Annotated in this window: 15 protein-coding genes; 12 read left to right on the forward strand and 3 right to left on the reverse strand. The window is 39.3% G+C overall.

Going from position 1 to position 14,139, the window contains the following annotated elements:
* Positions 1-73: 73 nt before the first annotated feature.
* Positions 74-697, reverse strand: a complete 624-nt coding sequence (gene gmk / locus FTU80_RS06615) for a guanylate kinase (RefSeq protein WP_078192517.1) — start codon at positions 695-697, stop codon at positions 74-76.
* A 133-nt stretch (positions 698-830) separates the two neighbouring features.
* Between gmk and ispH the strand changes: the two genes are divergently transcribed.
* The 12 genes from ispH (at position 831) to rplS (ending at position 11,848) form a co-directional block, all read left to right on the forward strand.
* Positions 831-1,781 (forward strand): 4-hydroxy-3-methylbut-2-enyl diphosphate reductase, encoded by a 951-nt coding sequence (gene ispH, locus FTU80_RS06620; protein ID WP_180084571.1) that lies wholly within the window; start codon positions 831-833, stop codon positions 1,779-1,781.
* A 164-nt stretch (positions 1,782-1,945) separates the two neighbouring features.
* Positions 1,946-2,431 carry a GspH/FimT family pseudopilin gene (locus FTU80_RS06625; RefSeq protein ID WP_180084572.1) on the forward strand — a complete coding sequence of 162 codons (486 nt, stop codon included), beginning with the start codon at positions 1,946-1,948 and terminating at the stop codon, positions 2,429-2,431.
* The gene (gene pilV / locus FTU80_RS06630; RefSeq protein WP_180084573.1) at positions 2,431-2,976 is read left to right on the forward strand and encodes a type IV pilus modification protein PilV; all 546 of its coding nucleotides are present in this window, start codon (positions 2,431-2,433) and stop codon (positions 2,974-2,976) included. Before FTU80_RS06625 ends, pilV begins: the two co-directional genes overlap by 1 nt.
* The gene (locus tag FTU80_RS06635) at positions 2,976-3,947 is read left to right on the forward strand and encodes a PilW family protein (protein WP_180084574.1); all 972 of its coding nucleotides are present in this window, start codon (positions 2,976-2,978) and stop codon (positions 3,945-3,947) included. Before pilV ends, FTU80_RS06635 begins: the two co-directional genes overlap by 1 nt.
* Positions 3,948-4,718: a pilus assembly protein gene (locus tag FTU80_RS06640; RefSeq protein ID WP_180084575.1), complete on the forward strand. Its 771-nt coding sequence runs from the start codon at positions 3,948-3,950 to the stop codon at positions 4,716-4,718.
* 17 nt (positions 4,719-4,735) lie between these two features.
* A complete protein-coding gene (locus tag FTU80_RS06645; protein ID WP_180084576.1) occupies positions 4,736-8,692 on the forward strand; it encodes a pilus assembly protein in 3,957 nt (1,318 codons plus the stop codon).
* A 13-nt stretch (positions 8,693-8,705) separates the two neighbouring features.
* Complete coding sequence (locus tag FTU80_RS06650) at positions 8,706-9,158, forward strand: type IV pilin protein (protein ID WP_180084577.1); 453 nt, start codon at positions 8,706-8,708, stop codon at positions 9,156-9,158.
* Positions 9,152-9,586: a type IV pilin protein gene (locus FTU80_RS06655; RefSeq protein ID WP_180084578.1), complete on the forward strand. Its 435-nt coding sequence runs from the start codon at positions 9,152-9,154 to the stop codon at positions 9,584-9,586. Before FTU80_RS06650 ends, FTU80_RS06655 begins: the two co-directional genes overlap by 7 nt.
* 144 nt (positions 9,587-9,730) lie before the next feature.
* Positions 9,731-9,988 (forward strand): 30S ribosomal protein S16, encoded by a 258-nt coding sequence (gene rpsP / locus FTU80_RS06660; RefSeq protein WP_078189354.1) that lies wholly within the window; start codon positions 9,731-9,733, stop codon positions 9,986-9,988.
* Between the two features lie 17 nt (positions 9,989-10,005).
* Positions 10,006-10,554, forward strand: coding sequence for a ribosome maturation factor RimM (gene rimM, locus FTU80_RS06665; protein ID WP_078189353.1), 549 nt, complete (start codon positions 10,006-10,008; stop codon positions 10,552-10,554).
* A 42-nt stretch (positions 10,555-10,596) separates the two neighbouring features.
* Positions 10,597-11,337 (forward strand): tRNA (guanosine(37)-N1)-methyltransferase TrmD, encoded by a 741-nt coding sequence (gene trmD, locus FTU80_RS06670; RefSeq protein ID WP_180004770.1) that lies wholly within the window; start codon positions 10,597-10,599, stop codon positions 11,335-11,337.
* Between the two features lie 139 nt (positions 11,338-11,476).
* Entirely contained in the window at positions 11,477-11,848 is a 372-nt protein-coding gene (gene rplS, locus FTU80_RS06675; protein WP_078189351.1) for a 50S ribosomal protein L19, read from the forward strand.
* 63 nt (positions 11,849-11,911) lie between these two features.
* Here the strand turns inward: rplS and FTU80_RS06680 are convergent, their stop codons facing one another.
* Together FTU80_RS06680 and FTU80_RS06685 are read right to left on the reverse strand one after the other, a co-directional pair.
* Positions 11,912-12,871 (reverse strand): triacylglycerol lipase, encoded by a 960-nt coding sequence (locus FTU80_RS06680; RefSeq protein WP_180084579.1) that lies wholly within the window; start codon positions 12,869-12,871, stop codon positions 11,912-11,914.
* A gap of 225 nt (positions 12,872-13,096) precedes the next feature.
* Positions 13,097-14,062, reverse strand: coding sequence for a triacylglycerol lipase (locus tag FTU80_RS06685; RefSeq protein WP_078192507.1), 966 nt, complete (start codon positions 14,060-14,062; stop codon positions 13,097-13,099).
* Between the last annotated feature and the right edge of the window lie 77 nt (positions 14,063-14,139).

Here is a 14,139-nt window from a genome sequence, read left to right on the forward strand (position 1 = left end):
AATTCTCGTTTGAATATAAATTTTTAACAGACTGTGCAGTATAAGGCGCTTTGCCTATAGACTCAAGTTTTAATCACTGTTCCGTAGGGGTGATTAATTTCTCAATCAATTTTTCGTGACGCATGGCCTGTTGTTTTAAAACAAGACGATTGGCAATAATCACGGACTCTAAGTCATGCAGTGCTTTATTAAAGTCATCATTAATAATGATATAGTCAAAATTAACGTATTGCTGCATATCTTCTACGGCACAGCTTAGGCGATGTTCAATCACTTCAACAGAGTCTGTACCACGATTGGATAAACGTTGACGTAAATCGAACTGACTCGGAGGGAGAATAAAAATTTGTCTAGATTCAGGAAAAAGTTTACGAACCTGTTCAGCACCTTGCCAGTCAATTTCAAGTAAAACGTCATGACCTTTGGCCAATTGTTCTTTTACTGTGCGCTGTGCAGTACCGTAATAATTACCAAAAACTTCTGCATATTCAATGAAGCCGCCTTCATTTACTAAAGATAGAAAATCTTCTTTTTTTGCAAAATGGTAATGTACGCCGTCTAATTCGCCAGGACGCTGACCACGAGTGGTATGAGAAACAGAGACATGTAAATTGTTTACACGTTCAAGCAGGGCTTTAACGAGGGATGTTTTGCCCGTTCCCGAAGCAGCAGAAACGACAAACAAGAGACCCGACATGATATTTTTCCTGATATGATAAAATATCTTCTCTATTTTAGAGTAGACGCGCGCCAAACAAAATAGTCAGACGTCTATTGTTTACATTTATTTCAAGTGATACCCGTAAAATTGAGTGGGCATTGAGGATTCTATGGAAATTGTTTTAGCTAATCCACGCGGTTTCTGTGCAGGTGTTGATCGCGCCATCGCGATTGTGAACCGTGCATTGGAATGCTTTAACCCACCCATTTATGTACGTCACGAAGTAGTACACAATAAATTTGTGGTGGACGACTTGCGTCAACGCGGTGCGATATTTGTGGATGAACTGGATGAAGTGCCAGATGACAATATCGTGATTTTCAGTGCGCATGGTGTATCTAAAGCGGTACAACAAGAAGCTGAACGCCGTGGGCTAAAAGTTTTTGATGCGACTTGCCCTTTGGTGACTAAAGTACATATCGAAGTGACCAAGTATGCCCGTGAAGGGGTAGAAGCGATCTTGATTGGTCATGAAGGTCACCCAGAAGTTGAAGGGACAATGGGTCAGTATGACACTAAAAATGGTGGTTCGATTTATTTGGTTGAAGATGAACAAGATGTTGCTGATCTCAAAGTGGTGCATCCTGAAAAAGTAGCGTTTGTAACTCAGACAACGCTTTCTATAGATGACACAGCAAAAGTGATTGATGCTCTACGTCAGAAGTTCCCTGAAATTCAGGGGCCGCGTAAAGATGATATTTGTTATGCCACTCAAAACCGCCAAGATGCCGTACGTGATCTGGCTGAGCAATGTGATGTTGTATTGGTTGTGGGTTCACCGAACTCTTCGAATTCGAACCGATTACGTGAATTGGCAGAACGGATGGGTAAGCATGCGTATTTGGTAGACAATGCCGATCAGTTACAGCAAGAATGGTTTAATGAACATACTAAAATTGGTGTAACTGCAGGAGCATCTGCGCCTGAAATTTTAATTAAACAAGTAATTCAGCGACTACAAGATTGGGGGGCAAAAGCGCCGCAAGAATTGGATGGTCGCGAAGAAAATATTACATTTAGTTTGCCAAAAGAGTTACGTATTCCTGTAACTCAAGCATAAAGTGTTAATGACTTAACATTCTGAATTTTTTTAAGAATTGACAGATAATTGCTTTTTGGCAATTATCTGTTTTTTTATGCCTTTTATCCTTATTTGTGTTTGTTTTGTAATTTAATTGGATATTATTTTTAATAGGGTAAAGTTTGGCGCGCCTTGGGGGGAGTATGCAGAAAAATAATGGATTTACGTTAATTGAGCTGATTGTGACTTTAGCAATTGTTGCAATTGTTGCAATGATTGCTGCTCCTAATATGGCGGATTCAATAGATAGAAGACAGATAGAGCGAACGACAACTGATTTTGAAAAGGCGCTTACACAAGCAAGATCAGATGCTGTTTTAAGTCGTAAACAAATCACGATTCATCTTAATGCTTCAGGACAAGATACGCCAACGGACCGTTATTGGATGATCCCAGAAGACGTTGATTTAGCATTTAATGCAGGTAGTTGTGCTAGTGGAAATTGGAGTGTTTCAACCATTTCACCATTGACAACAATTGTATTTTTACCACAAGGCAATGTAGCAACTTTACCAACGAATTTGGAAATAAAATTATCACGTGATCAAGTAGATCGTTTTATTTATTTAACAAGTTTTGGTCGTGTAGCGTCCAATAAAATATCAGCTTTTGCAGGGAGCTGTGAATAATGAAAAATATACATGAGAAAGGCATAGGTTTAGTTGAAGTCATTGTTGCACTATTACTTTTATCTATAGGTGTGCTTGGTTTTTCAATGCTGCAAATTAGGGCAATGGAAGCTTCATTAGATGCTTCAAAGCGGATCCAAGCAATGAATTTAGCACGTGATTTATCTGAGCGAATGAGAGCAAATAAGCAAGGATTAACTAAATTTACTGTGGGCGCAGATGATAGTGAAAAGATTGTGGATGCTTATACGAATGCATTGACAGGTAAATACTATATAACAAGTTATTCTCCACAATGTACAAATACATCGAAATGTAGTAGTGCTGAATTTGCTCAAGAAGATGTGAATCAAATTTTATTTAGAGCGAATACTTTAGGGATGAAGGTAGCTGTAAATGATTGTCCTGGTGATGAAAGCAGTAGGAACTGTGTATTTGTCGCTTGGGGCGAGACTAATCCAGTGGATGGCTCTGCAGCAACTAGCTGTACACAGAATGGCAGCTTTTTGTCTAGTTCAAAATGTATCGTTTTGGAGGCTTATTAATGAAAAATTCTAAAGGTTTTACTTTAATTGAGTTAATGGTCTCCTTAGTTATAGGTTTAATAGTTATTGGGGCAGCAATGCAGCTATTTCTAACTGGAAGTATTAACTACAGTTTGCAAAAAAACTTGGCTGAGCTCCAAGATAATGGAAACTTTGGCCTAAATTTTATTATTAAAGATATAAAGTTGGCGAATTTAGATGCTGATTTATCTGTCATAAATGACCGTAACAAATATAGTGGTATTGTTCTAACAAGTTTAAAAAGTTACTCCTCTTTGACACCTGAAGAATTAGAAGTTCAGTCAGCAAATCTACCTTTAACGTTAACGAATGCAACTGTAAATATCGCTAATTTATCTTTGGCTGATGTAGGGCCAAGTAATGTTGGTGATGGAAGTGATCAATTGGTAATACAGTATAAAGTCTTTGATCCTAATGGTTTTGATTGTGAGGGTGGTAGTTTTACTCAAGAAGAAATTGAGGAAGGAACGTTTGTAGTTCAGCGCTATTACTTGAGACCTGATGGAAAATCTTCTGATTTAGCTTTGGTGTGTGATGCGGGTCGTTATAAAACATTAGTGGCGACAGACAGTTTGCCTGTTGGAATTAGTGGTTTAGGGGAAAACAGCCAAATCATTATGCGACGTGTTGATTATTTTCATGTACTTCTTGGCGTGAAGCAAAATAATTCAGATGAGTTTAGTTACATGACAATTGACCAATATATGGGGGCGAATAATGTTTTAACTAAAGACGGATCCCCTCGACCACGGATCATGTCTATACAGTTAGGTGCTTTAGTGCGTGGTTTTGATTCAATTTCTGGCAATGATGCTCTACCTACAGCATTTCGAGTTTTAAATAAACAAGTGACATTAAATGATGCGAGTTCAAAAGAAAAATTTGCTCGAGAAGTTGTGAGTCAAACTGTAGCTTTAAGAAATGGCTATGGTCTCATGGAGGACCTATAAATGAAGCAATATCAAAAAGGGGCAACACTCATAGTTGTACTGTTCGTGCTTATTTTTATGGTTTTAATTGGGACGCTTGCTGTTAAACAAAGTTTGGTAGGATTGAATGTTGCAACAAATAGCCAAGTACAAAGTTTAATGCGTCAAACAGCCGATGCAGTTTTTTTCTCACTTGAACGTGATAATCAAAATTCAGCAATTTTTCAAAAAAACTTAAGTTCATTGGGGTTATTTGGAATGGTGAAGTCTGATGCTTTTTTAAATAAAGAATTGGTGTTTTGTTATCGCCCGAAGACTCAGAAACAAGTTTTTAATATTCAGAATGCCAGTATTGTTTATCCGACAGGGGCTGATGATATTAATAATTCTGAACTTGGTTCGAAAGGTTTTTGTAAATATACGTCTAGTGACTACAGTAGTGGTCGAGACTTTATGATTTCGCAAGTGGCTGTGAAGAAAAGTAGTTTATCAACAGATGTTCCTTTTAAGTTTTACCCTCTAGGAACCGACGCATCTACAGTACAACTTGATCAAGTCCAACCGGTACAGATTATCGTAACAACGATTATTCCAGGGGCAGCGAGTGGTTCAGGATCAGGTTGGGCAAGTTTTGATACACAAATCAATAACTGTTTTAAAAATCATATTAATGACAAGTCGACTAAATATCCAGATCAAACGACGGTAGCGGAGTGCTTTAGTGATCTTGGTGTGCCTTATAGCCAACAGGTCATGGATTATGCCGTCATTAGTTATGCGTCAAAAAATTAAGGAATTGGGAGATTGAAATGAATATGAAATATAAAAAACTAGTTATCGCTATCCAATCTGCAATGATGACATCGCTCATTTGTTCGGCACTTCCAAGTTATGCAAGTGATATTGAGTTATATAAGAGTCCGCAGACTACACAAACCACATTAATGTTTATGATGGATGTGTCGGGAAGTATGGGGGATGAAGATCGTATTGGCAACCTAAAGCGGGGCATGATTAAGTTGCTTCAAGGTGATGTGGCAACTGGAATAGAGCCGCTACCAGATAGACTTGTAACAGGGCTTTCGGAATTTAGCTCTCCTGATAGAAATGGGCCTTTTGGGAGGGTAAAGCTTGAAGCAAGACCTTTAGGAGAAGAGACAATTTTATCTGGTAATCGACCAGTATTTCAGACGCAGCAAACATTCTCTCGTCCAGTTACTAGAACAATTACAGAATCGAGAAAATGGACTGCAACAAATCAATCTCGTACACAGTCAGGTACAAGAGTAAGAGACTGTGGAATTTGGGGTAATAGTTGGTGTAATCCCAGTAATTGGTCGCCAGCGGGGGTGAATGATGGATGGACACCGACTACAATAAATAGTAGTAGTGGTGGAAGTTGGGGGGTAACAAATTCTCCAGATTGGACACTTATTGGTACAGCTAATGCTACCAGTGGTGTCATTAATCCTAAAGAATGTATTTCATGGAATGAATCGAATTATAATTGTACATCTTGGGAAAGCTCAGTAAAAACAGTTGCTGATTTTAGTAACGTTACTTCAAATTCTGAAAATTCTGCTGTCGGTGTAGGTGGAGTCTCTGACTCAGCTAAATCAACACCTATTGCGGGATCTCCAGAATTTGGAAGTATAACTACAGGTGATGCAAGTTGTTCAAGTACAAATTGTACACGAACACAATATCGATCTGCACAAATTACAAGCACGAGGACATATACACAAACAGGTACGGGTACATATACTGTTACAACAACATACTATAGTACTTCCGCAAAAGAAACTCACCGGAAAAAAATGATACGGGCTGTAAATGCGTTAAATGCTAATGGTGGTACTCCAACAGGATATGCCTATGCTGAAGTAGCTGCGTATTTGATGGGACAAACAACATCAGGAGTATCAACTGCTGGATCTGCATCAGGTTTTTCTGCTAATAGGAGTAATATAAGTGATGCGACAAATTACATTCGTCCATCTGCTATTAACTCAAAAACAAATACTAGAGAATATACTATTGATTCCTCTAAACAATGTAATACGCAGGGAATTTACTTTTTAACAGATGGTGCTCCGACTTATTATAACTCCAATGGCAATAATGTTCGAGATCAATATAAACGAAGTGTACTAGAAGATTTTATGAAGAAATCTTTGGGTGCAAAAGGGGCTAGTTTTTCTTGTAACAATGAAAGCACTTTGGGGAAATATTCATCTGGATATAGTAGTGGTTCTCATATGTCTATACCTAACGGGTGGGATTGTATAGGGGCATATACAAATGCTTTACTTGATCCAAATTCAAATCCAGCAGGAGTGACAATTAAAACAGCTGTAGTGGGATTTGGTAGTGATTTCAGTAATAAATCAACTTCAGATGAGAAAGATGCAGATAAGTGGGGAGAGTTAGGTTTAGGTGGAAGTTACTTGGGTAATAATGAACAAGATATTGTCACGAGTGTAAATGCGTTTCTAAAAAAACTGCAAAAGTATATTCCTCCAGTAACTACAGGTTCTGTCACAATTCCTGTAGATAACTTAGATACGCAAAATATTCAACCATGGGGTTATTTCCCGCAGTTTGATCCACAACCAGATTCGAAAGTTAATACTTGGATTGGTAACCTTAAAAAATACGAAGTAAAAAATAACGTTTTGTTAGATCGTGATGGTAAAAATATTATTGACTCTACAACACAAATTAGTGTTGATGACCCTAATGATTTCTGGTCAGATAATTCAATTAAGAAAACTATTACAAAAATTAAAAGAGTGGGTACGGCGGATATCGAGGAAGATATTGAGGTTCGGGTTGGCGGTGCTTTGAGTCAATTTAAATTAGGTATGGTTGATAGTAACGAACGAAAAATTTTTACTGACCGCAAAATTGATGCTCAAGGTGTGGGTTCGACTATTTCTGACGATTCTAATTTAGTTCAAGTGAAGACGACTGATTTAAAAACGTTAAATGCTTCCAATAATTTTTCTAAAGATCCACAACGTGGCTATATCGCAGCGTTATTTGGTTACGATGTTGGTGCTACGATGGCAAAAACGTTGGAAACTGATACTAGTACAGCAACGCAAACCAACTTTTCAAATTATTTAACTCAAAGTAATGCAACCTTACGCCAAATGGGTGCGGTTATGCATTCAAAACCAGTGCTGATTACTCAGTCGGGTACGACAGCTTACAATGATGAAACTGGTGATTTAACCTATACAGATCGTGATGACCTAATTGTTTTTGGCACTACACAAGGTCTATTACATATTATTCGTGCAGGAAAAACCAGAACAGACTCTAATGCAGGTAAAGAAGTCTTTACATTTATGCCAAATGAGATGGTTGAAAACCAATCTCAAGGTTTCTTAAATCAAACCCAACAAGGTGGCACTTTAAATTACGGTATAGATGGTCAATGGACTGCTTATACTGAATATGTCACGAAGAAGACCGATAATACTTCAAAAGAACCAGAAGTCACAGTAAAAGGTGGTAAACAGTGGTTATATGGTGGATTGAGAATGGGCGGAAGTAGCTATTATGCTCTGGATTTATCTGATGTAACCTCAAGTGGTGGTACACCTAAATTAAAATTTAAAATTGATCCTGCAAATTCGACTAATTCTGCAATACGATATATGGGACAAAGTTGGTCTAAGCCAACCTTGACTTGGGTGAATTGGCAGGGTGAGCGTAAACTTGTCATGCTTGTTGGTGGTGGCTATGACAATGTAGCTTACGAAAGTAATATTAATTACAGCCCATCATCAAGTATTGATAAAGGTGCAGGCGTGTATATGTTTGACGCGGATGACGGTTCATTGCTTTGGTGGTCTAGTGCGAATGTTGGATCAAATTCAACACAGAATAATGCGACCTATGCAGAAAACATGAAACGTAGTGTTGTCAGTCAAATTAAAGCTATCGATCGCAATAATGATGGTTTAGCAGATCATTTATATTTTGGTGATCTTGGTGGGCAAGTATGGCGTGTAGATTTGAATGCTTCTAGTAATGCAGGCGATACAGAAAACTTTGCGAAGCGAGCAGTCCGTATTTTAGATATGTCAACAGCGGCTAAAGTTCCACGTTTTTATTCGACTCCAACATTTACAATTCATAACTCCGTTAATGGTTATTTTGGTGTTTTGACTATTGGATCGGGTAATTTAAGTTACCCTATGTCTGCCGAAAATCAGAATGATGCTTTATATGTTGTTTATGATAAAGATGTGACCAAACGAAACTTATCTGTTTTAAAAGATAGTGAATTAAGCACAATCGATGTCTCACCATCAGGGCAAGGTGGTAAAAAACTGGTTGCAAATGCAAATGGTAATACTGGCGTGTCACTATCAAATGGTGGATGGTATTACACGTTACCTTCAAAAAATCGTATTTTGAATGATAACGTTGCTATCGATAATGATTTGTATATTAGCGTTTTTGATTCAACTGTTGATATATCTGATGTCGATTGTGTGGGTGGCGTCCGAGGAAAAAGTATTGCGCAACAATATTGTCTTCCATTTGGTCAGTGTCTGAAAAAAGATGCGTCAGGTAATAATGTTTCAGAAAACCGTCCGGATGATATTGAATTAGGTCGAGGAAATATTGGTATTAGTTTTGGTGGTATTGACAAAAAACGTGGATTAGTACTTAACTTGCCGACAGATAAGCCATTAAAGTCGTATCAAGGTAAAACGAAGTTTATTTCACAACGTTGGTACGAACGTTAATTAGGGGGATTCAATGAATAAAGAAAATGGATTCACTCTGATTGAGCTTATGGTTGTGGTGGTAATCCTTGCGATTATTGCCGCAATCGCAATACCAAGTTATCAAAGCTATATTCGTAAAAGCACTGAAACTAAAGTTCAACAAGAAATTTTAAAAGTTTCTGAACAGCTTGAAAATTATCGGGCTCGAAATTTTAATTATCGAAATTTTACAGCGACATCAGTAGAGATGCCTGATGGATATATTTTAAATATATATGATATGGACGATACATCAAAAAGTTTAACTGCAGGAGTTCAAGGAAGGGGCTGGTATATTAAAGTTGTACCTCCTGTTGATCCGAAGAACTATTATTTCTTGATGGGGAGTAATGGGCTAAAGTGTAAATCACATTTAGCGAGTGATGTTGATTTTCAATGTGAGCCGTGGGATGAATCTAATAAAAGCGGTGGTCAATTATGGTAAATAATCATGGTTTTACGTTAATTGAATTATTAATTGTTGTTGCGATCATTGGTATATTGGCAGCTATAGCATATCCATCCTATACACAATACGTTGTAAAATCGAATCGTGTTGATGTTCAAACAGAAATGGTGCGAGTTGCGTCAGTTCTACAACGTTATAAGATGCTAAATTCCACGTTTTTAAAAGCTGGACAACCAATAACTTTGACTGACCTTGGGGTTTCAGCAGATTATCCAAGTTCGGCAAAAAAGTTATATGAATTAGAGATTTCAAATGTGACAGCAGGCACATGGACTTTGAAGGCTGTTCCTGAAGGTATGCAGGATGGCAATGGAGAAGTGGTACTCAATCATAATAGCCAAAAATGCTGGACTAAAGGCTCGTCGTGTATTCCATCCGCCACCTCAAACTGGGACGGCAAATAACCTTAAATTCAAAATTGTGGATAAACACTTTTTGATCTTTCATTCAGGGCAAATTTCACGTAAAATATTGCCCTCTATGAAAGGGGTTTGAAATGTATCGATGGTCGGTACAGGGATAATCCGTAAAAACTATAAGGTTCTATCATGGTTGTTATTCGTCTTGCACGCGGTGGTGCTAAAAAACGTCCGTTCTATCAAATCATTGTGACTGATAGCCGTAATGCACGTGACGGTCGTTTCATCGAACGTATCGGTTTCTTCAACCCTACAGCTCAAGGTAAAGCAGAAAAACTTCGTTTAGATGCTGACCGTTTTGCTCACTGGGTTTCACAAGGTGCTCAACCTTCAGAACGTGTTGCTTCTTTAGCTGCTGAAGCTAAGAAAGCTGCAGCTACTGCTTAATTAGTAGTAGGTTGCCCATGACACCAACACAGAATGTTCCCGAAGATCGTATTCAGATTGGACAGCTACGTTCAGCATATGGATTAAATGGGTGGCTCTGGGTCTATTCCAATACAGAACCTATGAGCAATATTTTTGACTACCTCCCTTGGTACATTGAGACCAAAGCAGGTTGGCAAACAGTAGATGTAAAACGTTGGAAACCACATGGCAAAGGCTTGGTTGTTTCGCTAAAAGGTGTGAGTGATCGTACCGCAGCAGATAACTTGGTTGGCGCAAATATCTGGATTTCTAAATCGCAACTGCCTCAAGCAGGCGTGGACGAGTATTACTGGTCAGATTTGAAGGGCTTAACAGTGTTAGGTCTTGGAGAAGATGAACAAGAAGTCAACCTCGGTCAAATCCACGAATTGTTTGAAACAGGTGCTAACGACGTGATGGTAGTTCGCGCTACTGCTGACAGTGTCGATAGCGAAGAGCGAATGATTCCATGGCATAAAGATGTAGTACAGCGTGTTGATCTCGAAGCTGGTCGTATCTACGTAAATTGGGGCGTAGATTATTAATCCTTTAAGGATTGACGCAGCAGGAAAATAGAGGAGTCTGCGATGTTTTTTGCAGTCATTACGCTTTTTCCTGAAATGTTTGAAGCGATTACAGCCTACGGTATTAGCGGGCGCGCAGCAAAACGTGACATTGTGCAAGTTCATTGTATCAATCCACGCGAATTTGCTGAGGGCAACTACAAAAGAGTGGATGAACGTCCATTTGGTGGTGGTCCAGGTATGGTGATGATGGCTGAGCCATTAGCGAAAGCAATTCATCGTGCCAAAGAGCTTGCCAAGCAAGCGGGTGCTGTTCATGTCCCTGTGGTGTATATGTCGCCGCAAGGAAAGACCTTAAATGAACCTGCAGTACAAGATTTCGTCAAATATGATGGATTAATTGTATTGTGTGGTCGTTATGAAGGAGTTGATGAGCGTTTGATCCAACAATATGTTGATCAGGAATGGTCAATAGGCGATTACGTTTTATCTGGTGGTGAACTCCCTGCGATGGTTTTATTGGATAGTGTGATTCGGAGACTTCCGGGTGCAATGTCTGATGAGCAATCACATGTGCAAGACTCATTTGTGGATGGTCTTTTAGATTGCCCACAATATACCAAGCCAGACCATTTTGAAGGTTTAGATGTTCCTGAAGTATTAAAATCGGGACATCATGCCAATATTGAGAAATGGCGGTTTTTGCAGCGATATCAACGCACTTTAGAACGCCGACCTGAGTTGGTTGAAAAAGTTGAATTGACCAAGCAGCAAAAGAAATGGCTAAAAGATTCCAAGGTTTAAATTTTTTAAATCTTATATTAGGCTCTTTATGCATTGAAGCGGTCAAGCATAAAGGGAAAGTCAATCGGGTCTATGCGCTTTAGCCTCTAGCCCCAGCGATGATTAGACCTCTTCTAACTCGCATAATCGGAGATACCCCATGAGCGGTAAACATCCTTTAGTACAAGCTGTTGAAAATGCACAGTTGAAACAAGACATCCCTGCTTTTGCTCCTGGTGACACAGTAGTTGTTCAAGTTAAAGTAAAAGAAGGTGAGCGTGAACGTCTTCAGGCATTTGAAGGTGTTGTAATTGCTAAGAAAAACCGTGGTTTGAACTCTGCGTTCACAGTACGTAAAATTTCTAGCGGTTTCGGTGTTGAGCGTGTATTCCAAACTCACTCACCAATCGTTGCTGGTATCGAAGTGAAACGTCGTGGTGACGTTCGTCGTGCTAAACTTTACTACCTACGTGAATTGTCTGGTAAAGCTGCACGTATTCGTGAAAAATTACCAGCTCGTAAAGCAAAATAATTTGTTTTACAACGCTGTAAAAAAATGCGCCTTTTGGTGCATTTTTTTATGCATGAAAGAAAGTTATAAACCTTGAAGTTTCAAACGATTGGCATGTTGACGGTAGACTGAAACAGGGTCTGGTGCAAATAGTCCCTTCAAGCCCAATACTTGATTGACTTCATCGAAATGGTTCCACTTGTAATTATCACGGACGGTTTTACCTAATTTACTGCTGCATTGGCTCACTAAGCCGTCGTTCGGTTGTCCGCTAAATGCAATTGGCCCCATTGCGGTAAAGATCGTATCTGGATCAAGTAAGTTGGTGGTGTTAGAAATACCTGTCCATGAATAGAAGCTAATGCCATTGGCAACACTTGGGCCATCAGCACATTTAGTTGCAGGCATACCCAGTGAGAATTTTGCATTAAAGGCTTTGACTCCCGGTTTAGACATACTATAGATCGAAGCTTTAAAATTTGAAGGCAGATTGGACTGCTGGGCGAAGTTAATCACTGGGGTCATTAATGCATCCATAACAGTCGCTAATACGCCATTTAAAATCGGTACGCTCTGTACTAAATCCGCCACAGGTGAACCGTCATTAGTGCCTGCGACTGTACTGACAGAGGCAACCAAATCAGGTCGTACGCCAGCAATATATCGAGCCGTAGGGCCACCATGTGAGTGACCAATTAAATTCACTTTGGGTTTGCCAGTAATGGCAACTACTTGTTCAACTTGGTCTAACAGTTGTTCTCCACGAACTTCAATGGATTCCAACGGGGAGATTTGTGTAGCAAAGGCCGTAGCTTTATGGCTTGCCAAATCGGGAAGAACTTGATACCAATAATCCAGACCAAAAACGGCACCGCCTAAGCGATTAAAACCAAACATCCCGTGTACAAACACTAGGGGGTATTGGGTTTCAGCATAATTGTCGATGACTTTTTTAGTGGTCGCTTGTTGTATACCCAATGCAGCATGCGTTTGGGTCACTGCCATACTTGCAAGGAGCGTGGCGCAGAGCAATTTTCCTTTCATTTTTTCATTCCTTTCTTTTTGTTTTGGTTTTTAAACTGCGATTTAGTTCAGTTTGGAAATAGACAAACGCGTATATTTGACAATTTTTATTGTCATTAAGGATTATAAGAAAAGGAAAGTAAAATGTGCGAACTAATCGATGGAATGAAGATAATTTTGTGAATTGATTGATGAAAATATCATTAAACCCTGAATTTACAGGGTTTAATGTATAGCTTTACTAAATTATAAACCTTGAAGTTTTAAACGATTGGCATGTTGACGATAAACGTCGACAGGATCTGGTGCGAACAACGCTTTGAGACCAAGCACTTGGTTGACTTCATCTAAATGGTTCCAGTTGTAGTTATCACGAATGGTTTTACCAAATTTGGCACTACAGCGTGATACGAGGCCATCATTGTCTTTTCCGCCATCGATCAGTAATGCGGTCACTTTTAGTGCTGAGTCTAAATCTAAAATATTGGTGATTTGGCCCACACCTGTAAATGAATAGTTATAAATGCCTTTCTCAACGCTATTGCCATCAGCACAATTGGATTTAGGCAAGCCCAGAGGGAATGCGGCATTGTACTTTGCAGAACCCGCTAGCGTTAAACTTGAACCACCTGCCAATGCATCATGAGGGTAAGTCTTTGGATCTAGACCTTGCGCCCAAACGATGGCTTTAGAGACAAAATTCACAGCTCCAACCAAGGGTGCTTCGACAGCGGTGCCTTCAGCTTTTAAAATTAAGTCTGCAACAGGGGAGCCTTGATGAGGTCCTGCAACACTGGTTAATGAAGCCACGACATCTGGGCGAACACCGGCAACATAACGAATCGTTGGTCCACCATGACTATGTCCAATTAAATTCACTTTATCCGCACCTGTGAGTGCTTGGATTTCAAGAACTTGTTGTAGAAGCTGTTCGCCACGCACTTCGGTAGAGTTAAAAGGCGATACGCGAGTTGCCCAAACATTTGCACCATTTCGGGCAAGATCAGGAAGGATTTGATACCAATAGTCGAGTCCAAATGAGTCCGTACCAACGGTAATAAAACCACCCATACCATGGTTGAATACGATTGGATATTTGGTCTTTGCATAGCTGGAACTAGCTTTGGCAGTGACTTGGGTTGCTTGCGATGCAGATACATTACTGATGAACGTAGCTGCAATTAAACCTGCTAAAAATGATCCGTATTTCATGAGCGATCCTCAATGTATTATTGTTTTATGACAATATTTATTGTCACTTCTAATAAAGCAATAAAGATCACCTGTTG

The sequence above is a fragment of the Acinetobacter sp. YH12145 genome, from assembly GCF_013418335.1.
Classification (GTDB): Bacteria; Pseudomonadota; Gammaproteobacteria; order Pseudomonadales; family Moraxellaceae; genus Acinetobacter; species Acinetobacter amyesii.

What these genes read in the sequence shown, in the direction of transcription:
- pilV (WP_180084573.1), top strand. Translation starts at nt 2,431, where the DNA reads ATGAAAAATATACATGAGAAAGGCATAGGTTTAGTTGAAGTCATTGTT.
- FTU80_RS06655 (WP_180084578.1), top strand. Translation starts at nt 9,152, where the DNA reads ATGGTAAATAATCATGGTTTTACGTTAATTGAATTATTAATTGTTGTT.
- FTU80_RS06645 (WP_180084576.1), top strand. Translation starts at nt 4,736, where the DNA reads ATGAATATGAAATATAAAAAACTAGTTATCGCTATCCAATCTGCAATG.
- FTU80_RS06685 (WP_078192507.1), bottom strand. Translation starts at nt 14,062, where the DNA reads ATGAAATACGGATCATTTTTAGCAGGTTTAATTGCAGCTACGTTCATC.
- FTU80_RS06640 (WP_180084575.1), top strand. Translation starts at nt 3,948, where the DNA reads ATGAAGCAATATCAAAAAGGGGCAACACTCATAGTTGTACTGTTCGTG.
- FTU80_RS06635 (WP_180084574.1), top strand. Translation starts at nt 2,976, where the DNA reads ATGAAAAATTCTAAAGGTTTTACTTTAATTGAGTTAATGGTCTCCTTA.
- gmk (WP_078192517.1), bottom strand. Translation starts at nt 697, where the DNA reads ATGTCGGGTCTCTTGTTTGTCGTTTCTGCTGCTTCGGGAACGGGCAAA.
- trmD (WP_180004770.1), top strand. Translation starts at nt 10,597, where the DNA reads ATGTTTTTTGCAGTCATTACGCTTTTTCCTGAAATGTTTGAAGCGATT.
- FTU80_RS06625 (WP_180084572.1), top strand. Translation starts at nt 1,946, where the DNA reads ATGCAGAAAAATAATGGATTTACGTTAATTGAGCTGATTGTGACTTTA.
- ispH (WP_180084571.1), top strand. Translation starts at nt 831, where the DNA reads ATGGAAATTGTTTTAGCTAATCCACGCGGTTTCTGTGCAGGTGTTGAT.
- rplS (WP_078189351.1), top strand. Translation starts at nt 11,477, where the DNA reads ATGAGCGGTAAACATCCTTTAGTACAAGCTGTTGAAAATGCACAGTTG.
- FTU80_RS06650 (WP_180084577.1), top strand. Translation starts at nt 8,706, where the DNA reads ATGAATAAAGAAAATGGATTCACTCTGATTGAGCTTATGGTTGTGGTG.
- FTU80_RS06680 (WP_180084579.1), bottom strand. Translation starts at nt 12,871, where the DNA reads ATGAAAGGAAAATTGCTCTGCGCCACGCTCCTTGCAAGTATGGCAGTG.
- rimM (WP_078189353.1), top strand. Translation starts at nt 10,006, where the DNA reads ATGACACCAACACAGAATGTTCCCGAAGATCGTATTCAGATTGGACAG.
- rpsP (WP_078189354.1), top strand. Translation starts at nt 9,731, where the DNA reads ATGGTTGTTATTCGTCTTGCACGCGGTGGTGCTAAAAAACGTCCGTTC.